Annotated in this window: 18 protein-coding genes; 7 read left to right on the top strand and 11 right to left on the bottom strand. The window is 68.4% G+C overall.

The genetic code is table 11. The annotated features are described in order from the left end of the window. Window position 1: 1 nt before the first annotated feature. The 4 genes from ORG17_RS11715 to ORG17_RS11730 form a co-directional block, all read right to left on the bottom strand. On the bottom strand, window positions 2-307 hold the full coding sequence (locus ORG17_RS11715; protein WP_173034573.1) for a TadE family type IV pilus minor pilin: 306 nt from the start codon (window positions 305-307) through the stop codon (window positions 2-4). A gap of 10 nt (window positions 308-317) precedes the next feature. Beyond that, on the bottom strand, window positions 318-557 hold the full coding sequence (locus ORG17_RS11720; RefSeq protein ID WP_027466407.1) for a DUF4244 domain-containing protein: 240 nt from the start codon (window positions 555-557) through the stop codon (window positions 318-320). Window positions 558-641: 84 nt separating this feature from the next. Next, window positions 642-1475: a type II secretion system F family protein gene (locus ORG17_RS11725; protein ID WP_214525965.1), complete on the bottom strand. Its 834-nt coding sequence runs from the start codon at window positions 1473-1475 to the stop codon at window positions 642-644. After that, complete coding sequence (locus ORG17_RS11730) at window positions 1472-2284, bottom strand: CpaF family protein (protein ID WP_307859264.1); 813 nt, start codon at window positions 2282-2284, stop codon at window positions 1472-1474. The genes ORG17_RS11725 and ORG17_RS11730 overlap by 4 nt, the downstream gene beginning before the upstream one ends. On the opposite strand from ORG17_RS11730, the gene ORG17_RS11735 reads away from it, so the two are divergent. Continuing rightward, window positions 2232-3719, top strand: a complete 1488-nt coding sequence (locus ORG17_RS11735) for a recombinase family protein (RefSeq protein WP_214525966.1) — start codon at window positions 2232-2234, stop codon at window positions 3717-3719. The genes ORG17_RS11730 and ORG17_RS11735 overlap by 53 nt on opposite strands. Before the next feature lie 54 nt (window positions 3720-3773). Here ORG17_RS11735 and ORG17_RS11740 read toward each other — a convergent pair whose 3' ends face one another. Continuing rightward, window positions 3774-4655, bottom strand: coding sequence for a hypothetical protein (locus tag ORG17_RS11740; RefSeq protein WP_214525967.1), 882 nt, complete (start codon window positions 4653-4655; stop codon window positions 3774-3776). A gap of 169 nt (window positions 4656-4824) precedes the next feature. Next, window positions 4825-5607, bottom strand: coding sequence for a DUF5343 domain-containing protein (locus tag ORG17_RS11745; protein WP_214525968.1), 783 nt, complete (start codon window positions 5605-5607; stop codon window positions 4825-4827). Window positions 5608-6120: 513 nt separating this feature from the next. Between ORG17_RS11745 and ORG17_RS11750 the strand changes: the two genes are divergently transcribed. Further along, window positions 6121-6402, top strand: a complete 282-nt coding sequence (locus tag ORG17_RS11750) for a hypothetical protein (protein ID WP_214525969.1) — start codon at window positions 6121-6123, stop codon at window positions 6400-6402. Between the two features lie 420 nt (window positions 6403-6822). Continuing rightward, on the top strand, window positions 6823-8157 hold the full coding sequence (locus ORG17_RS11755) for an AAA family ATPase (protein WP_214525970.1): 1335 nt from the start codon (window positions 6823-6825) through the stop codon (window positions 8155-8157). A 281-nt stretch (window positions 8158-8438) separates the two neighbouring features. On the opposite strand, the gene ORG17_RS11760 is transcribed toward ORG17_RS11755, so the two are convergent. Together ORG17_RS11760 and ORG17_RS11765 are read right to left on the bottom strand one after the other, a co-directional pair. Next, window positions 8439-9701, bottom strand: coding sequence for a hypothetical protein (locus ORG17_RS11760; protein ID WP_214525971.1), 1263 nt, complete (start codon window positions 9699-9701; stop codon window positions 8439-8441). A 135-nt stretch (window positions 9702-9836) separates the two neighbouring features. Next, window positions 9837-10043 (bottom strand): hypothetical protein, encoded by a 207-nt coding sequence (locus ORG17_RS11765; protein ID WP_214525972.1) that lies wholly within the window; start codon window positions 10041-10043, stop codon window positions 9837-9839. A 973-nt stretch (window positions 10044-11016) separates the two neighbouring features. Here ORG17_RS11765 and ORG17_RS11770 point away from each other — a divergent pair. Then, window positions 11017-12039 carry a hypothetical protein gene (locus ORG17_RS11770; RefSeq protein WP_214525973.1) on the top strand — a complete coding sequence of 341 codons (1023 nt, stop codon included), beginning with the start codon at window positions 11017-11019 and terminating at the stop codon, window positions 12037-12039. A gap of 37 nt (window positions 12040-12076) precedes the next feature. On the opposite strand, the gene ORG17_RS11775 is transcribed toward ORG17_RS11770, so the two are convergent. Continuing rightward, a complete protein-coding gene (locus ORG17_RS11775; RefSeq protein ID WP_214525974.1) occupies window positions 12077-12472 on the bottom strand; it encodes a hypothetical protein in 396 nt (131 codons plus the stop codon). A 623-nt stretch (window positions 12473-13095) separates the two neighbouring features. On the opposite strand from ORG17_RS11775, the gene acs reads away from it, so the two are divergent. Beyond that, window positions 13096-15057: an acetate--CoA ligase gene (acs, locus tag ORG17_RS11780; RefSeq protein ID WP_214525975.1), complete on the top strand. Its 1962-nt coding sequence runs from the start codon at window positions 13096-13098 to the stop codon at window positions 15055-15057. 71 nt (window positions 15058-15128) lie between these two features. Here acs and ORG17_RS11785 read toward each other — a convergent pair whose 3' ends face one another. Together ORG17_RS11785 and ORG17_RS11790 are read right to left on the bottom strand one after the other, a co-directional pair. Continuing rightward, window positions 15129-15590, bottom strand: coding sequence for a RidA family protein (locus ORG17_RS11785; protein ID WP_214525976.1), 462 nt, complete (start codon window positions 15588-15590; stop codon window positions 15129-15131). Further along, complete coding sequence (locus ORG17_RS11790; RefSeq protein ID WP_017888699.1) at window positions 15587-15745, bottom strand: DUF4177 domain-containing protein; 159 nt, start codon at window positions 15743-15745, stop codon at window positions 15587-15589. The genes ORG17_RS11785 and ORG17_RS11790 overlap by 4 nt, the downstream gene beginning before the upstream one ends. 50 nt (window positions 15746-15795) lie before the next feature. Between ORG17_RS11790 and ORG17_RS11795 the strand changes: the two genes are divergently transcribed. Next, the gene (locus tag ORG17_RS11795; protein ID WP_071247319.1) at window positions 15796-18360 is read left to right on the top strand and encodes a transglycosylase domain-containing protein; all 2565 of its coding nucleotides are present in this window, start codon (window positions 15796-15798) and stop codon (window positions 18358-18360) included. Next, entirely contained in the window at window positions 18357-19313 is a 957-nt protein-coding gene (locus ORG17_RS11800) for a metallophosphoesterase (RefSeq protein ID WP_027466402.1), read from the top strand. Before ORG17_RS11795 ends, ORG17_RS11800 begins: the two co-directional genes overlap by 4 nt. Window positions 19314-19389: the final 76 nt, after the last annotated feature.

Genomic DNA, 19389 nt, shown 5'->3' on the forward strand with positions numbered 1-19389 from the left:
GTCAACCCCCTCGGGCCGCGGCGCACCCCGTCGCGGTCAGTGGGAGCGCCGCGGCGGGACCGGTCGCGCCGCGCGTGGCGTCGACGCAGACCAGGTCGCCGTCCGACCGGACGACGACCGAGACCCCCGGGACGATCCGGTCGGCCGCTGACCGCCCCTGGCTCTCGTCGTCGCGCCCGATCGCCCGGGCGGCGGTGGCTGCGGCGAGTTGCAGACGGCCCTGCGCGTCGACGACGAGGACCGCCGCGACGAGGGCGGTCAGCACGATCGCCACCACGGGGAGCGCCACCGCGAACTCGACGGTCACGGAGCCGCGCTCACAGCGAGAGCGCGCCACGGACGAGGTCGGTGAGGATGGTCTGGACCTCGCCGGACCGCATGACGGCGACGAGCACACCGGCGAAGGCCACGGCGGCGAGGATGACGACCGCGTACTCGGCGGTCGCCGATCCCCGGTCGTCCCGCAGTCGTGACCCCCAGCGGGCGACGAGGGGGCGCGGGTGACGGTGGCGGATGGTCCGACGGGTGCGGTTGCCGGGGGATGACGTGGTGCTCATGGTGTCCGTCCTTTCTGTTCGGTGGGACCAGCGTGTCCGGGCCGGGGTGTCGACGAGGCGGTCACGGTGGCATCTGTGGAGAAGTCATTCAGTACCGCCCACCGTGGAGGAGAGGACCCCCACCACCACGGGCACCACCCCTACGAGCACGAACGCCGGCAGGACGCAGACGCCGAGTGGCAGCACCAGTCGGACGGCCAGTCGTTCCGCCGCCACGAGCCCGTCGGCAGCGGCCTCGTCGCGCACGTCCTCGGCGGCGCGGCGGAGCAACCCTGCGGCGGGGACTCCTGCACGCCGGGCGAGGTCGAGGACCTCCCGCAGCCGGTCCAGGTCTCCGGCGGGCGCGGCGGCTCCCGCGGATGCCTCGGCGACGGCCTGCCCGGCGGTGGTCCACGACCCGCCTCCGGCGACCGCCACGGCCCAGGCGTCGAGGAGCACCCCGGGGACGCGGCCGTCGGGCGTCGCGGAACGGACCAGCCGGGCGGTCCACCTCCGACCGGCCAGGACGAGGGCCGCCGCGGTGCACGAGCACGCCCATCCGGCCGGTGAACCGACCAGGACCTCGACGGCTCCGGCGCCCCAGGCCGCACCGAGGCCCAGCCCGAAGAGCGGCAGCGCGAGCACGACCCGGGCGCTCGTCCGCGGACCGGCCAGGGCAACCCGGATCGCGCGGTCCGAGGCGGCGGCGCGTCGGAGCGCGCCGGCGAGCCCACGGAGGGTCTCCGCGACGGGCGCTCCCGTCCGGTCCGCCACGCGGAGGACGACGACGATGTCCTGCTGCGCGGGTCCCCCGGCCCCGGGCAGTCCGCCGACGAGCCGCCAGGCCCGCGGCGGCGGGACTCCCGCCGCGACCAGCGTCGCCACCCGGTCGAGCACCCCGGCAACCCGCGCCGGGCCGTCGGGTGTGGGTCGGTTCACCGCAGCCCGTCCACCGGGCGCACCTCGAGCCTCCCGTCCGGGCCGACGCACAACGTGCCCACGCCGCCGAGCCGCCGCTGTCCTGCTCGTCGTTCCACGTGCAGGACCAGGTCGAAGGCGCTGACGGCCTGCCGGGCGAGCGCCTCGGCACCGAGGCCGGCGAGTGCGCCGAGTGCTTCGAGGCGAGCGGCGACGTCGGCGATGCCGTTGGCGTGCACGGTGCCGGCTCCCCCGTCGTGCCCGGTGTTCAGGGCGGAGAGGAGTTCGCGGACCTCGGCGCCGCGGCACTCCCCCACGACGATCCGGTCGGGGCGCATCCGCAGCGCCTCGCGCACGAGCCGGTCGAGGCCGAGCGCGCCGACCCCCTCGGCGTTGGCCTGCCGCGCCTCGAGCGCGACGACGTGCGGGTGGGCGATCCGGAGCTCGGCGACGTCCTCCACCGTCACGATGCGCTCGTCGACGGGGACGTTGCCGAGCATCGCCGCGAGCAGGGTGGTCTTGCCGCTGCCGGTCGCGCCGGTGACCAGGACGTTCCGGCGCGCGGCGACGGCGTCCTCGACGACCGACCGTGGGACGAACGCGAAGGTGCCGCCGCGCTCGAGGGTGGCGAGGGAGGGTCGCTGGACCTGTGGCAGCCGGATCGACACGGCGGTGCCGCCGACGGACACCGGAGCAAGGACGACGTGGACCCGGACGCCGTCGCCGTGCCGGACGTCCGCGCACGGGGTGGTCTCGTCAAAACCATAAAATAGACATATGAACCAACCCGACGCCTCAAAGCCGACTGCGGAACGACTTCCGGCTGCAATCTACGCCCGGATCAGCCGCGACAAGGCGGGGGCAGGGCTCGGTGTCGACCGCCAGGAGGCTGACTGCCGCGCTCTCGCACACCGCCTCGGCTGGGACGTGGTGGCGGTCTTCGTGGACAACGACATCAGCGCCTACGACCGCCGGAAGGTGCGCCCGCAGTACCGGGCGATGCTGGAAGCCGTGCGGACCGGACAGGTCCGCGGCATCGTCGCCTGGCACCCGGACCGTCTGCACCGTCGGGCGGCAGAACTCGAGGAGTTCATCACCGTGGCCGAGGCACACAACCTCCAGATCCAGACCGCACAGGCGGGCTCGTACGACCTCGCGACCCCCGCCGGCCGAATGGTCGCGCGCATGCTCGGCGCGGCGGCGCAGCACGAGGTGGACCACAGTCGTGAGCGCGTGCAGCGAGCGAAGATGCAGGCCGCAGCGGATGGCAAGTACCGGGGCGGCATCCGGCCGTTCGGGTTCGAGAAGGACGGCGTGACCGTCCGCGAATCTGAAGCAAAGGTCATCCGCGAGTCGGCCAAGGCGGTCCTCGCAGGGCGCACTCTCGCCGCCCTGACGCGCGAGCTGAACGAGCGGGGCGTGCCGACCACCGGCCGTTCCGCGGAGTGGAAGTACGGCGCTCTGCGAGACATGCTGATCCGGCCGCGGAACGCGGGCCTTCTCGCGCGCGGCCTGCCGGGCAAGACCGGTCAGTCGTACGCCTACGAGGAGATCGGCCCCGCTTCGTGGGAAGCAATCATTCCGGAGGACGAGTGGCGCGCCCTTGTATCGCTCCTGACCGACCCAGCTCGCAGGATCAACACCAGCACCGAGAAGAAGTGGCTCGGGTCCGGCATTTACCGCTGCGGCGTCCCCGTGGTGGGCGAGGACGGCGCCGAGCACGCGTGCGGCGGCGTCCTTCGTGCGACGCCTCACGGTGGCACGGCCGTTCGCAAGTACGAGCGCCGGTACCTCTACCGCTGCTCGTCGTCGGCGCACCTGACAATCGGACAGAAGCAGACCGATGAGCACATCCGTAACGTGGTGGCTGAACTCGTGCGCGACCCTCGGATCGTCGCAGCGATGAGCCCCGGGAACGCACACCTCGCGGCCGACCGCGAGCGCCGAGTCGCACTAAGCGCGCGCCTCGAAGCGTTCGAGACGGACTACGCCCTCGGGAACATCACCGGAGCTCAGCTGCGGAAGTTCACCGAGCGCGTCGAGGCCGAGCTCGCCGACGTAGACACCCGGCTCGCGCAGGGCATAAGCCGGTCCGCGTCGTCTCCCGTACTTCGGGCTACGGATCCCGGCGAGGCGTTCCTGGAAGCGCCGCTCGATGTGCAGCGCGCGGTGCTCTCGACGGTGCTCCGCGTCGAGGTTCTGCCCGCCACGAATCGCGGTTCGGCGTGGGACGCCGAGCGGCTTCGGATAACGCAGATCGAATGAAGTGGTGCAGGATCCAGCCAGCCCGCTGGCCGAACCCTGCACCGCGACGTCGATCTAGAACTTGCCGTCCACGAACTTCTTGAAGGCCTTCACGAGGTCTTCAGTCGATTCGATGGCCTGCTTCGTGATCCGGATGTTCGTACGCCTACCCGGGCCGAACCCCTTCTGCTTCTTGAGCACGTCCTTCGGAGTCGGAACTTCCTTGCCGTTCAGGACCACCATCGTTCCGAGCTGCGCGTACGAGAGGATGGTCGTGCTCCAAAAACGCCTGGCGCTCATCAGAATCCTGGGCCGGGCCCAGCCAACAGGCACAAGGAGCAGGGGCTCGCCGTCCACGACCGGCAGTTCCACTTCCGCAGTCGTCCAAGCCTTGCTCGACGGGTCCCATACCTGTCGCTCAAAGGTCTTGACGCCGTCACCACCGGTCCTGAACTGCGGGTAACGGACGATCATGTCGGCCGTGAACGCGGCCAGAGGACCAAAAATGATCCGCGTGGTCAAATCGGAGGTGATGTCGTTGTCGACGCCTTCGACAAAGAGCGGGATGTCCTCGACCTGCTTCATGACGCCGACCCTGATCAGCGCCCGAACATCTCCGATGAGGGCGTTCCAGATGTCCGTTCCGACCTTGAGGGCACCGCCGTGTCCACGGAACCCAGCAGCGGCCATGCCCAGCCGCGTTTCGCGGGGTTCGGAGAACTTCTGAAGCAGCGCCTCACCCTCCTTGAGCGCCGAGGGCGTCCACAGGATGATCCGACTGGTGACGGCATCGAAGAACGTGTCCAGGCACGACACAGCGTCCGGCGCGAAGGGTGACGGCAACGCCATCAGCCTGATGGCGTGGGGGTCCACGTACAAGCGGTTGTCGTCGTCCAAGTCGACGTCGACGAAGGGCAGGGATCCAGTGATCCCGTAGAAGTCGCTGATGCGCCTCATGTGGTGTCTCCTCCTCAGGAGTAAGCGCCCGAGGAGAAGCCGGATGTGGCACATCCTGGAAACTTCGGTAAGCTGATGGGGACCTAGACAGTCGCCACCGAGCCCCTCGGGCCGGTTCTCTGGCTTGGTACCGCGGGAACGGTGCCGGGCCAGAAGTCTTTAGTTGGAGCTACCTGCCCCGGGACGATCCCGGGCGATTGGCGCGGTAGCTTGTGATGCGATCGATGAGGTCCATCACAAAGTCGCGGTCGGATTTCGAGAGCGCGAACAGGTCGACATCGAGCGTGATGTCGACCGACCCGCCCGAGTCGAGTTGCAGTGAGTGCTGCGCCGCGGACGAGTTGGGCACCCTCGGCACCTGCACCTCTGACGACCAACGGCCCGACCGATTGACTGTGGTCTTCCCGACTGAACGTGAGGCGCCTTCGGTGGCGACGGCTGCTGCCCGACTGACGGCCGATTTGCTAGCGGACCGTGCAGCGCTGTTTGCCGCGGCGATCGCCGCCCGCACAGCGGCTGAGTCGTCCCCAGACGTCATGTCAGCAGCTCTCATCAGCCCTTGGAACATGGACACCATTCGCGAGCGCTGACCGGGAGGTTGGAAGAGCGCGAAGGCTTGTTCCAGCGCATTCGTTGACGCGACGGTCGGGTCAAGGTCCTCGAAGATCGGCTTGTAGGCGCGCCGGATCAGCTTCTCGAGCGCCCTAGGCAAGTCGCCGGGAGGTGCAGAGATTAACCCCTCGAAGGTCGGGGTTACGAACCCATCGTCCGTGAGGAGGTCAAGCAGACGAAGCGCCTGCGCGGTGCGCGGGACCAAGCTCTCGCGGATCCCTAGCTTCTCCAGCGCCTCATTGTCGAAGTAGCGCAGTGTCGGATCCTTCCGCCTGGCCATGATCACGTCGAGCACGCTCGATGCCGGCGCGTACGGTGCTGTACCAAACCGTTCGATCACGTCGGACCTCCTTTCGTTACACTCAGACTAGCGTAACGTCGTTACATGTACCGCCGCCGTTACCAACTCGTTACATAGTGGTCACATTGGACGTTTCAAGTTGCAGCTGACAACTGGAAATTTGCCGTTTGCAGGGCGAAACGGGGCGTTCGCAAGTCGTCTGCCGCGAGCGCTCTCAAGACCGCTGAGAGCGCCGCGTAGCGCCCTGCAAATGGGAAACTTCCGGTTGGCTTCGCTCCCAAATCCGATAAACTGGAACAAGCGAGCCAGCAGCCCCACAGGGGCGCGCTCGTAGAAGAGGCAAGCCATGTGAGCCCTCCCGCGGATCGAACCACGGGCCGGCGACTGGGCGTCGCTGACTTCGAGATCCCTTCCCCTCACGCAGTTCAGCGCCATCGCTGTACCTGTCGCCGGGCGGGGTGGTTCGCCTGTCGGGGCCAACACGACAGGGCCTGGATTGTCCAGGGCAACGGGTACACACCCGGGGACTTCGTTCACGCGAAGGAAACCACCGTGGCCAACGTCACAACTCCCAGCCAGCCAGTCCCGCTGCTCGCCGCCGCGGGCCACTTTCAGGTCAGCGTTCAGACCGTCAAGAACTGGATCACGAAGCTCTACGTCCGCGGCTACGTCGATGCCGAGGGCACCGTCCTGGTCGACCTGCACGAGATAGAACAGGCCCTGCTCACCAACCCCCGGATGCGGGACGGCCGACGGTCCCGCTTTGGCGGCGCTCCGCTGGTGCCGCTGCCCGTCAAAGTCGAGGCGATCATCGAGGACGGTGACGCCAAGTGATCGACCGTATCGCCGCGAGAGAGGCCAAGCGGCGAGACGGTGAGGTCCAGCGGGACGTCGGCTGTATCCCCCCGCTTTCCGATGCTCAGGTGGCCCGTGTCGCCGCCTTGCTGAGCACAGCGCCGCTCGCGAGCACTTCGGAGGTCCCCCGATGAGCAGCTATCGGTGGCAGCCTGAACACGCTGCGAAGCACCGGAGCAAGACGCCACGGAAGTGCGACTGGTGTGGCCGGGACTACTACCCGCTCCGCAACAACCCTCGCCCGAGGTACTGCGGCGTCCCCTGCTCCGCCGCTGCACGACGTGCAGGCATTGAAACTCGGTCCGTGCACACCGAGCTGCCTATCGACCCCGCGCGCGCTGCTGCCGTCGCCCGGGAGATGCGCGAAGCCCTCGCTCGACTCCGGAAGGCGACCGAATCATGAGGCCGGAGGCCGAACGCCCGACAGTCCTCCTCCTCCATGCGAGCGGTAACCAGTTCACGATTCGTCCGGATGAGTGGGGTGGATGGCGCTGGGCGAAGCTCGTGGACAGGAACGACAGCAGAGAGGCACGCGAGGCGTTCGAGGCGGGACCGCTTCATGTTGTTTCCCCGGGCGATCCGCCGGGGCAAGCTCGAGCGGTGTCCGGAGCCGAGGCACGACGACTCCGAGCCGAGATCACGGGCGCGTACGAGAATCGGCGCCGGATCTTCGACCCAACCGATGAGCCCGCCACGAGGCCGTACATCCCGGGACTTTGGAATCACGGTCGAATCCCGGCGCTGTCCGGCCCCAAAGGTGTCGGTAAGACGACGCTCGTGTGCCAGCTAGCGGCAGCGCTGGTCCTCCCGCAGCGCCGCTTCCTCGGCCAGTTCGACCCCGCCGAGCTCACAGAGGAAGAACGCGAGCGGGACGTGTGGCTCATCAACTCGGAAACGAACCCAGGAGCCGTGCACGAAGAGCTGCTGCGTTCGGGCCTCGAGTTCGACTATCGCGAGGCTGTGCCGTGCTACCACGATCCCGACGACGACCATTGGCAAGAGCACGGCGTGCTCGTCGTGGAGCACCTTCTGAGAACGGGAGGAGCGAGGGCATTCGACCTCACCGACGACGCCGTGCGACAGCGTTGGGAGAACGACCTCATCGGGCTGACTGAGAGACGGGTGCCACCGCTTACGGTGATTGCCGACGGCGTGACTGCAATGCTCGGGTCGAACACATCTGGCTACGGCGCGTGGACGTCGGGATTCCGTCGGCTACTGCAGGAGGCAGGCATCCCGAACGGGCTTGGCGTCTTGCACTCCCCCATGTCCGCCGTGGGTCCGGGCCGTGCCCCGACGCCCATGAACGGTATCGAGTCGATGGGTGAGTGGGACGGGCTGTGGTACTTCGCCGCCGGCGCATTCCCGGTGCACCCTTGGACCAGCCGCGAACTCTTCACCGCTCCGCGGATGGGCGACCCCGTCGTCCTCTCGCACAAGGTGTCGATGGACGACGATCGGATGCTCCGGCTGCTCCCTCGCGCGACCAAGCCCGCGCAAGACCCAGGCACGAGCACGGTGCCTGGGTCCGACCAAGACGAGGCCGGAGAACGGGACGTACTCGATCGCCTTCGAGGGGCAGGAAGATCCGGGCTGTCGGGAACCGACCTGACGGGTAGTGGACGCGAGGGCAAGTCACGCCGAGAGGCGCGAGACCGCCTCGTTGAGTCCGGTCTGATCGTGTCTGTTCCTGACGGTCGCGGCACACGCTGGCTGCTGTCCGAGTTCCGCTGACCGCCGAGAGTGTCCCGTGTCCCGTGTCCTAGAGGGTGAGTGTCCTTGGACACTCATCCCTCTAGGGACACCGGACACGGGACATTCTCGGAGCGGCGGACAGGGCGGCCAGTGAGACGGCCGTGTCCCGTGTCCGAGCGCGTGGACACGGGACACGGTGCATCACTACATACCGAGGTCTTCCAGGAACTTCGCCACTGCCGCGTCCGCCGCCTCGTCGTCGGTCACGTCCGACCCGGCGATGGGAGTTGGTTCCTGCCGATCCTCGGATGCTCGTCCGTTCAAGAGCCCGAACCCTTCGCGGGCCACTCCCAGCGCTCTCGACCCGCCATGAGACTCGCACGAACGTCGTCAGCGCTGACCGCGCCCTCCTCCACGTCCCGCCAGGCGCGGAACAAGTCACGAGTGTCGATGAAGCAGCCGCCGGCACTTGCGAGGACCGCTAGGTCCCCGGCACTTGTAAGTGCGACCGGACGTGTCGATGGATCCTGTTCACGGTAGGAGTTCACGATGTGCCATAGGCCATCGGGGTCGCGGCCAGTTTCCTTGTAGAAGACGAGTAGCGGCCTACTCGTGATCTGCGCGACATCGTTCGCCTTCGCGCCCTTCGAGTAACCCTTCACCTCGACCAAGCAAGTCCAGTCGGGTTCCGACTCCCGCGCAACGCTCACTCGAAGATCTTCAAGCTTCGCACCGTTTTGCGTCGTGTGATGCTCGTCCATTTCTTGCACGCCGAACCCGAAGCATTCGAGCACGGCAGAAACCGCATCTTCCAGCGGCTTGCTTTGCTCGGTCAGCAACCTGCCGAACCCGGCCTGTGCATCGACGCTCGCCTCATGCACGGCGCCACGCGCGCTGTTTTCCTCTCGATCGAGTTCGGCAAGCGCTCGCTGCCGCTGTTCCTCGACACTCGCAAGCGCGGCCGTTGCTGATCGAACCGAGGGAGTGGCCCACTCGTCTGCGAGACGCCAATCCGGAGCCTCGGGGAAGCGAACTTGGTCCGTCTCATGTAGGGCTCGAAGCACAAAGGCAAGCCACTCGACGTGTCCAGTCGTCTCGCTTGGGAGCGCCCATACCCGCTGACTTCCGTAGTCAAGTAGGGCTGCCCATGGCAGCTGCTCCTCGCCCGCTACCACCAGGGGCGTCCATCCGGTCGGAAGCCTCATCAACCCGACTCTCCCTCGCGGGCCCGGGTCCTGACTCACGATCGTTCGCTCGAGTAGCCGCCGCTCTTCCCCATCAAGCGAGATTGGTGTGTACACGTGCCGCGCACTGAGCACCTCGCCGCGTGTTGGTTCGACCTCGGTGCCGCCCCATTCCCACGACGGAAGCACCCGTGCTCCAAAGGTGAGCGCGTGCATTCCCCCACCAACGTATGGAGTGTCGTCAAAGGAGACGATCAAGTCCCAGTCCGAGTCATGAATGTCGGTGATATCGAAAACGTCATCGACGAAATCGTATGTGCCCGCAAGGAGCCGGAGGGGCTCCCTCAAATGCTCAGGTACGTTTTCAAACAGGATGCGTGGGTGGGGCGCTTCGGACATATGAGCACAATAGATTCCCACACCGCACGTTCGACGCGTACACGCCGAGGCGTCCAGAGCGCCCGGTCCGTGGCCTGCAGTCGCACCAGCGGAGGAGTCCGCCTGAACCGGACGCCCTGGACGCCCTACGTGCAGCTACGCCGTAAGCACCGAGGGGAACTCGCGCATGTGGCGGGAGAACGCTTCGTAGCGCTGAGTCGGGTCCTCGATCCGCTCTACCGCCGCGAGCGAACGAGCAGCCAGCGCTGCGCGCGAGGGCTGGTACGAGAACGTCTGCGTGCGCGACGTCATCGATTGCGTGCGCTCGGTCGGCTTCGCGTTGAGAGTGCCGTCAGTAGCCATCGCAGACTCCTTATTTGCGGGCAGGGTTTCGCCTGATGTCGAAACCACGCCTACCAGTGTAGTACGCTTCGGGTCACGGCTAGCGGAATCTCTCGCAGCCGACGCATTCGCTGCTGGCAGTAGGGCCGAGCGTCCGATCAAGGGACGCCCATGCTGAAGTCCGCTTCGCTGACCGAGCACATCCGGCTGAAGGACGAGCGCCGTGTGCGCGACGGCCTCGACCGGAGCCGTCAGCGCATCGCTGCTGCCCTCTCGCTTTCCTGTCCCGAGTGCGCCGCTTCGCCTGGCGCGTACTGCACGTCGGCACTCCGGGGTCTTTGCCGGGTCCGGTTCGAGCAGGGCCTCGCCTTCTCGCTCGCCACCCCGACGAGAACGAAGGTGAGCGGCGCCCCCTCCCCCGCCCTCTCGATCCCGGGGCAGACATCGCAGCCGGACCGCCGCCACCCCAACCGGCACCCCGTGAGGAGCGCTCGGTGAGCCCCGCCCGCTTCATCCCCGTCACACACTCCGCCGCCGAGATCGCGGATTCTGTGCAGCGAGAGAACGCCGCAGCCGCGGGTGCCTCCTACGAGCGCGAGCAGAACGACCGCGCGCAGGCCGACCGGTGGCGCGAAATCGACAGCGCAGCGACGCGCCGCTTTGCGGCACGAGGAGCCGTAGGGGTGAGTACCGAGGGGCAAGTCACGCAGACGTTCGCCTGTCACTGCGGGAAGCACTCACACGGTCACGGAACGCCCGATCACTCGGACGGCTTCGCCAAGATCAAGCAGCCAACCCGCTTCGAGTCACCCGAGCCCGAGTGGTCGAAGCGCGTCCGGACCGACGCCGGGCGCGAGGAGGCCCGCGCTCTGGCGAAGCGAGTCGACGCTGCTCGCGCCCCGCTGTCTCCCCCCACCGGTGCCGCCACCAAGTCACTCCCAACCACCAGGGGGTCCAAGCAAGTCCGAATCACCGTTCGAAAGGACTCGAGCCGATGAGCACGCCCTACCTCGGCGAACACGCTGCGGGCCAGACCGGCCAGGCGGAACCTATTGGATGCCGCGACTGCGGAGCCCGGGTCACGGACCCGCTGGCACCGGTCGAGACCGTGCGCGCGACGGAGCGAGAGTTCCGACAGAAGCGCGGGGGTGCGGTCTTCGTGGATCAGCGAGAGCAAGAGATCCGCGTGAGCTTGTGCATCCGATGCGCAAAGCGAAATGCCAGGGCCGAAGCGTTGGTGGACGAGTACCCGGAGCTCTCCCGTGCGCTCGGTGATCGCTGGTACGCCGCCTTGGTGTTCGAAGCGCTGCTCATCATCCCGGACGTCCTCGGGCTCGATGAAGGCCGCATCACTAGGGGCGGCCAGAAGTCGATGCGCCTCGCGGTTGAGCACCTTCGCGCCGTTGGCGGTGCCGTGCGCTGGTCCGCTCTGCTGTTCCCCACACTCCGCGTGGACGTCGATCCGAGTCGACCCAGCCGGGCCCGCTGGGCGCACGTCACCGAGGACCAGCGCGACCGCCTGCACGAGGCGTTCGCTGCCCTGCTCGCCGACCTAACGGACGGACCGCGGCAGGTCCAGCCGCCGGAGGGCACGGAGTTCCGAACGGCACTCCGCGGATGCCTGCTCTGCGGGGTCGGATCGGTGCTCGCCACGCGACGGCACGCGGGCATCGCGTGGGGTCCGCTTCGCGGAGCGGAGCCGGGGTCTCTCGGTGGCCAGCGCCGGCCGGAGATGGTCTACGGCTATCTCTGCCCCGTGTGCAGCCGCGCTGCAACACAGGCCGGGCCGGGGCTCGGGCCGACCGCAATGGAGAAGGCCTTCTTCGCTTTCCTCGGTACACAGCCGTCCGAGCGCCCGGCTCGTGACGCTGACCTTTTCGGCCGCAGGACTGTTCAGGTGGAGGGACTGCGGGCCTGGGCCGTACTCTCCGACGGGACGCAGCCCAACGAGTCGCCGTGGGCCCATGTGCCCGACTTGAACGGGCTGGCGGACGAGCTTCGGAGGTTGCACCCCTGACAGCCTCGAAACTGGCAAAGTCCCGGTCAAAAATATGTCAAAAACTTGGTTTTGACTCGTCGACGTGGCGACCGCCGAGCGCGACGAGCCGGGTCGCGAGCTCGCGGGCTCGCGCTTCGGTCAGTCGAGGCTGGACGGCTTCGAGCCCGGTCCCGCGGTCGACCCACGTCCCCACGCCTCCGAGCACCAGGACGTCCGTCACGGTGGCATCCGCCACCAGGGCGGCGAGTTCCTCGAACTCTACGACCACGGCGGCCCGGCGACGAGTCGGCTGCGCGGTTCCGGGCAGGAAGGGGGCCGACGGAGCGAACGGCCGCGCCGGTGCCGAGAACACAGGCGGTGTCGACGCAGCAGGCGCCGAGGCGTGAGACGGCGACGCGGCGGACACCGACGCCGACGCGCGGGGAAGAAGAGGAGCACGGTGCAGGGGCATGCCGCCGACGGTAGGGAGCGCGCCACTGCCCCGGAGAGACGGTCCCCACTTCTGTGGACAACGTCGGAATGCCTCACCAACGGACCGGTTTGTCCCCCGAAACGGAAAGCCGTACCCCGGTCGATGATGCGACACCGACGCGCTCGGGGTGACCCACCACCCCCGCTTCCCGCGGCCGGACTGCGCGTAGCACCTGCTACGCAAGAACATGCGGAATGCATGCACGAGCATGGACCGGTCTGTCCACGCGACCGGCGTCCCTGCGCGGATCGGGGCACACGACGGCGCCCGACGAGCAACCGTCGCTCGAGTCGGACCCCCGGAAACAGAAGAGGCGGCACCGGTTGGGGGGAACAGGTGCCGCCTTGACATCGAGGGATTGGGGGGAATCCGATTCGATGCCGCCGGAAACGAGTCCAGCGGGAACTACTGTACCCCACGATCGGCCCTCGAGGGCAACCCCGGACACGACCTCCGGGCGTGCCGCGCCCCGACCCGGCCGAGGGGTAGTCTCCGGATGCACGCAGGCACCGGCGAGGGATGCACGCACGCAACCGCCCCGGATGCGCGCACGCACCCACGACGGATGCCACCAGAGGCCGCAACGACGCGAAAGGACATCGATGTCCACTCCGACCCAGACCGACCCCCGAGGCGACGACGGAGCGACCTTCGCGCCGCCGCCCGAGTTCGTGGCCGACGCGGTCGCCGGCGAGGACCTCCACCGCGCGGCAGCAGCCGACCGCGAGGCGTTCTGGGCCGAGCAGTCCCGCTCCCTGCTCGACTGGCGCACCCCGTTCACGCAGACCCTGGACTGGTCGGGCGCCCCGTTCGCGAAGTGGTTCGCCGACGGCACGCTCAACGTCGCCGAGAACTGCCTCGACCGACACGTCCGCTCCGGCAACGGCGACCGGGTCGCGATCCACTTCGAGGGCGCTCCCGGCGACACGCGCCGCATCACCTACGCCGAGCTGACCGCCGAGGTGCAGCGCGCCGCGAACATGCTCACCGACCTCGGCGTGGGCCGGGGCGACCGGGTCATCGTGTACCTGCCGCTCATCCCCGAGGCCGTCGTGACGATGCTCGCCGTCGCCCGCATCGGTGCCGTGCACTCGGTCGTCTTCGGCGGGTTCAGCGCGGAGAGCCTCCGCGCCCGCATCGAGGACGCCGGCGCGAAGCTCGTCGTGACCGCGGACGGCGGATGGCGGCGCGGCGCCGTCTCACCGCTCAAGCCCGCAGTCGACGAGGCACTGACCGGCGAGGGCACCGACACGGTGGAGCACGTCCTGGTCGTCAAGCGCGGCGGCAACGACATCGCCTGGAACGACCGCGACCTCTGGTGGCACGACGAACTCGCCAAGGCGGCACCGACCCACAAGGCCCCGGCGTTCCCCGCCGAGACGCCGCTGTTCATCCTGTACACCTCGGGCACGACCGGGAAGCCGAAGGGCATCGTGCACACCTCCGGCGGCTACCTGACGCAGGCGGCCTACACGCACAAGAACGTCTTCGACATGCACCCGGAGAAGGACGTCTACTGGTGCACCGCCGACATCGGCTGGATCACCGGCCACTCCTACGTCGTCTACGGCCCGCTCGCCAACGGCGTCACCCAGGTGCTCTACGAGGGCACCCCCGACGAACCGAAGCCCGGGCGCTGGTGGGACCTCGTCGACGCCTACGGCGTCACCGTCCTGTACACCGCACCCACGGCGGTCCGCGCGGCGATGAAGGCCGGCCGCGAGATCCCCGAGGCGCGCAGCCTCGAGACCCTCCGCCTGCTCGGCAGCGTCGGCGAACCGATCAACCCCGAGGCCTGGCAGTGGTACCGGCAGGTCATCGGCCACGACCGCACGCCGATCGTCGACACGTGGTGGCAGACCGAGACCGGCGCGATCATGATCTCCGCGCTGCCCGGCGTCACGAAGCTCAAGCCCGGCGCCGCGCAGACGCCCCTGCCGGGCATCGTCGCCGAGATAGTCGACGACGACGGCAACCGCGCCGACCCGGGTGAGAGCGGCTACCTGACGATCACCGAGCCGTGGCCGTCGATGGCCCGCGGGATCTGGAACGACCCGGACCGGTTCGTCGAGACGTACTGGTCTCGGTTCCCCGGCCGCTACTTCGCCGGCGACGGTGCGCGGCTCGACGGGCAGGGCGACATCTGGGTGCAGGGGCGCGTGGACGACGTCATGAACGTCTCGGGGCACCGCCTGTCGACGGCCGAGATCGAGTCCGCGCTGGTCGGCCACGAGGGCGTCGCCGAGGCCGCCGTGGTCGGTGCCGCCGACGAGACCACCGGGCAGGCCGTCGTCGCGTTCGTCATCCTGACGGCCGAGGCCGCCGCCGACGTCGACCGCGATGCCGCCTCCGCGGAACTCCGCAACTGGGTCGGCAAGCGGATCGGCGCGATCGCGAAGCCACGCCAGGTCGTCATCGTGCCGGAGCTGCCGAAGACACGCTCCGGCAAGATCATGCGGCGGCTGCTCCGCGACGCGGCCGAGGGCCGCCGCATCGGCGACACGACGACGCTCGCCGACCCGACGATCATGGCGACCATCTCGGAACTCATGGAGTCCCGGTGACGACGAGCAGGGCCTCCAGTCAGATCCAGACTGGAGGCCCTGCTCGCGTCCTGCGTTCGGCTGACGGTCCGTCAGGCGGTGAGCTCCACCACCAGCTCGACCTCGACCGGTGCGTCCAGCGGGAGCACCGCGACGCCCACCGCGCTCCGCGCGTGGACGCCGGCGTCCCCGAAGACCTCGCCGACCAGGGTCGACGCGCCGTTCGCGACCCCGGGCTGACCGGTGAACGACGAGTCCGAGGCGACGAAGACCGTGACCTTGACGACCCGCGCCACGCGGTCGAGCGAGCCGGCGACCGACTGCACGGCGGCCAGGGCGTTCAGCGCGGCCACACGAGCCTGGGCGGCGGCGGTCTCGGCGTCGACGTCGGTGCCGACCTTGCCGGTCACCGGCAGGGCACCGTCGACGAACGGCAGCTGACCGGCCGTGTACACGTACTGCCCCGTCACGACGGCGGGGACGTACGCGGCGACGGGCGCGGCGACCGCGGGGATCGTCAGGCCGAGGGCGGCGAGCCGGTCGGAGACGCTCATGCGTCGGCCTTGGGGCGCTTCAGGTAGGCGACGAGACCGCCCTCGGGTCCGGTGACGATCTGGACCAGTTCCCAACCCTCGTCCCCGTAGTTGTTGAGGATCGCGGTGGTGTTGTGGATCATCAGCGGCGTGGTGAAGTACTCCCAGCGAGTCATGCGGTTCCTTGCCAGCCTTTCAGTCGGGGGTGTCGTTTAGGCTGCATCCTATGTCTGCCCAGAAGACGTCTGCATCGCGGACCAAGCCCGTCTCAGCAGTCGGCGCCTTCATCGGATTCGTCGGGTTCAGTGCCCTCGCCGGCCTGCTCGTCACCATCGGTGTCACCCCGGCCATCGCGGTCGCCGGTGTCACGACGACGTCCACCATCGGCGTGTTCGAGTCCCTGCCGGAGTACATAGAGATCGGTGACCTCCCGCAGCGCAACGAGGTCTACGCGTACTCGGGCGGCAAGTCCGTGCACTTCGCGACCGTGTACGACCAGAACCGCGAAGAGCTGAAGTTCGACCAGATCAGCGAACAGCTCAAGAACGCCGCGATCGACGGCGAGGACAAGCGCTTCTACGACCACGGCGGCGTCGACATGACGTCCCTCGTCCGCGCCGGCGTCGGCAGCCTCGCGGGCGGTCTCGGCGATTCCGGCGGTGGCTCCACGCTGACGATGCAGCTCGTCCGCAACATCAAGATGCAGCAGGCCCTCGAGCTCCCCACGAAGAAGGAGCAGGTCAAGGCCTACAACGAGGCAGTCGAGCAGACCATCCCCCGCAAGCTCGAGGAGATGAAGCTCGCGATCGGGCTGGCGAAGAAGTACTCCAAGAAGGAGATCCTCACCGCCTACCTGAACATCGCCTACTTCGGCGACCAGACGTACGGCGTGCAGGCCGCCGCGCAGCACTACTACAACAAGAGCGCGACCGACCTGACCCCGGCCGAGGCGGCGTCACTGCTCGCCATCGTGCAGTACCCCGAGGCGCGCAACCTGTCGAACCCGAAGAAGTACGAGGCGAACGTCGCCCGGCGCGACGTCATCCTGAAGTCGATGTACGCCCAGAAGAACCTGACGAAGGCCGAGTACGACCAGGCCGTCGCCTCGAACCCGAAGGACTACGTCCGCCTGACCCAGCCCTCGCAGGGGTGCCGGGCGTCGGTCGGCGACGGATCGCAGTTCTTCTGCGACTACGCCGTCAAGGTCGTCAAGGAGATGTCGCAGCTCGGATCGTCGCAGAAGGCCCGTGACACCGCGTGGCGCAACGGCGGCTACAAGATCCAGACGACGCTGAACATCGACCTGAACGCCGAGCAGAAGCGACTCGTCAACACCTACGACAACAAGGCCGAGACCGGCCTGGCGCTGGGGGCCACGCTCAACTCGATCGAGGCGGGCACCGGTCGCATCCTGACGATGGCGCAGAACAAGGACTACGACCAGTCCCTGAAGTCCGCGCCGACGTCGACCTCGATCAACTACAGCGTCGACTACAAGTACGGCAACTCCGGCGGCTTCCAGACCGGCTCGACGTACAAGCTGTTCACGCTCCTCGCCTGGCTCAAGGCTGGTCACGGTCTCAACGAGGTCGTCAGCGGCGCACCACGGAACATGTCGTCCGGCTGGACCGCCTGTGGGTCACCGATCACCGCGGGCAACTACAACCCGAAGAACGACAGCCCCGGTGAGAGCGGCAACTACACGGTGGCCGCCGCGACCGCGGGCTCCATCAACCTGGCGTTCCTGAACATGGCGCAGAAGCTCGACCTGTGCGACATCCGCGACACGGCGGAGTCCCTCGGCGTGCACCGCGCCGACGGCGGCGAACTGCAGTACACCCCGTCGTCCGTCCTCGGCGTCAACGAGATCGCTCCGATGACGATGGCAGCCGCCTACGCCGCTGTCGCGAACAACGGCATCTACTGCAAGCCGATCGCCATCGAGCAGGTCACCTCCCCCAGCGGCAAGCAGCTCGGCGGACAGACCAAGGACTGCAAGCAGGTGCTCGACCCCGAGGTGGCCCACGCCGCTGTCTACGCCATGAAGGGCACGATCGCCAGCGGTACCGCCCGCGGCGCGCAGACCCCGGACGGTACCCAGCTCTTCGCCAAGACGGGTACCACCGACACCGCGAACCAGATCTGGCTCGTCGGGTCGAGCTCGCGGGTCGCGACGGCGTACTGGCAGGGCAACACCGACGGCAAGCTCAACAACCTGCGGCACTACAGCAACGGGGTCAACGGCACGTACGCCGGTGTCCGAGCGAGCGTGTGGCAGCAGGCGATGACCCCGATCAACGCCGCCTACCCCGCCGGTGCCTTCACCGACCCGAACACCTCCGCCCTCCGCGGCAACAGCAAGGCGCTGCCGGACCTCCGCGGCAAGACGGCCGACGAGGCCCGCGCCGCGATCTCGGGTGCCGGCTTCACCTACGTCGACGGCGGCGCGCAGCCGGGCGCCGGCAAGGCCGGAACCGTGACCTCGACCTCACCGTCGGCCGGTTCGCTGCTGTCGTCCGGGTCGAGCGTCACCGTCTACACCTCCGACGGGTCGCAGATCACCGTGCCGTCGGTGACGGGCAAGCCCCTCTCCGACGCACGCGCCCAGCTGAACCAGGTCGGGCTGACGAACGTCGCCATCGCCGAGCAGTACGCGAAGGGCGGCGGCGACAAGGAGTGCCGTGTCGCCTCGGTCGAGCCCGGCGTGCACACCGACGCCAACAAGGACTCGACGGTCACGCTGACCCTGTACGGCGACAAGAACGGCAAGGCGCCCAAGGACTGCAAGTGACCCGCGGTCGTACCGCACTCGGGGTCCTCGCAGCCGGCGCGGCCGTCGGTGCCGCGTCGGCAGCGTGGGGTTCGCTCGTCGAGCGTCGCCGTTTCGGAATCCGGTGGGAGACCGTCCCGGTGCTCCCGCCGGGCTCCCGCGACGTCACCGTCCTGCACCTGTCCGACATCCACATGGCTCCGTGGCAGGCCGACAAGCAGCAGTGGCTGCGCGACCTGAGCCTGGTCGAACCGGACTTCATCGTGAACACCGGGGACAACCTCGGCCACGCGACCGCGAACGCCGCCGTGGAGTACGCGCTCGAGCCGTTCCGCGGCGTGCCCGGGGTCTTCGCCTACGGGTCGAACGACTTTTTCGGGCCCTCCCCGCGCAACCCGCTCAAGTACTTCTCCGGGCCGAGCCGGATGCACAAGGCCGCGGAGCCCGTCGGTCTCGACATCGATCGGCAGACGGCGTTCTTCGAGTCGCTCGGGTGGCTCGATCTGAACGACCAGGCGCACGCGATCGAACTCCGCGGCTCCCGCTTCGAGCTGTTCGGCACATCGGACGCGCACCGCGACTGGGACCGGCTCGACCTGCTCCCCACCAACGTCGACGAGATGCGCAGTGACGTGCCGTGGTCCGAGGACGAGGACGGCCCAGCACCGGTCGCCATCGGTGTCACGCACGCCCCCTACCGTCGGGTGCTCGATGCCTTCGTGACCCAGGGCGCCGACATCATCTTCGCCGGGCACACCCACGGCGGTCAGGTGGCGGTCCCCGGGGTCGGCGCGCTCGTCACGAACAGCGACCTCCCCCGCCGGTACGCCAGTGGGCTGCACAAGTGGGAGCACCGCAACCACTGGTCGTGGCTCGAGGTCTCCGCGGGCCTCGGCACCTCGATCTACGCGCCCGTCCGGTTCGCCTGCCGACCCGAGGCCGTCGTGGTCACCCTCTCCGCACGGGCGTCCTGACCCGACTCGCCCGGGAGTTCGCCGGATGGTCGTGAGCACCCTGGATCATCGGATAGTATTGTCGGGTTGCTCCGGT

Source organism: Curtobacterium flaccumfaciens pv. betae (genome assembly GCF_026241855.1).
Classification (GTDB): Bacteria; Actinomycetota; Actinomycetes; order Actinomycetales; family Microbacteriaceae; genus Curtobacterium; species Curtobacterium flaccumfaciens.

Coding starts and splice junctions, on each gene's coding strand:
- ORG17_RS11735 (WP_214525966.1), top strand. CDS start 2,232: ATGAACCAACCCGACGCCTCAAAGCCGACTGCGGAACGACTTCCGGCT.
- ORG17_RS11720 (WP_027466407.1), bottom strand. CDS start 557: ATGAGCACCACGTCATCCCCCGGCAACCGCACCCGTCGGACCATCCGC.
- ORG17_RS11790 (WP_017888699.1), bottom strand. CDS start 15,745: ATGACTCGCTGGGAGTACTTCACCACGCCGCTGATGATCCACAACACC.
- ORG17_RS11770 (WP_214525973.1), top strand. CDS start 11,017: ATGAGCACGCCCTACCTCGGCGAACACGCTGCGGGCCAGACCGGCCAG.
- ORG17_RS11795 (WP_071247319.1), top strand. CDS start 15,796: ATGTCTGCCCAGAAGACGTCTGCATCGCGGACCAAGCCCGTCTCAGCA.
- ORG17_RS11760 (WP_214525971.1), bottom strand. CDS start 9,701: ATGTCCGAAGCGCCCCACCCACGCATCCTGTTTGAAAACGTACCTGAG.
- ORG17_RS11785 (WP_214525976.1), bottom strand. CDS start 15,590: ATGAGCGTCTCCGACCGGCTCGCCGCCCTCGGCCTGACGATCCCCGCG.
- ORG17_RS11775 (WP_214525974.1), bottom strand. CDS start 12,472: ATGCCCCTGCACCGTGCTCCTCTTCTTCCCCGCGCGTCGGCGTCGGTG.
- acs (WP_214525975.1), top strand. CDS start 13,096: ATGTCCACTCCGACCCAGACCGACCCCCGAGGCGACGACGGAGCGACC.
- ORG17_RS11740 (WP_214525967.1), bottom strand. CDS start 4,655: ATGAGGCGCATCAGCGACTTCTACGGGATCACTGGATCCCTGCCCTTC.
- ORG17_RS11755 (WP_214525970.1), top strand. CDS start 6,823: ATGAGGCCGGAGGCCGAACGCCCGACAGTCCTCCTCCTCCATGCGAGC.
- ORG17_RS11765 (WP_214525972.1), bottom strand. CDS start 10,043: ATGGCTACTGACGGCACTCTCAACGCGAAGCCGACCGAGCGCACGCAA.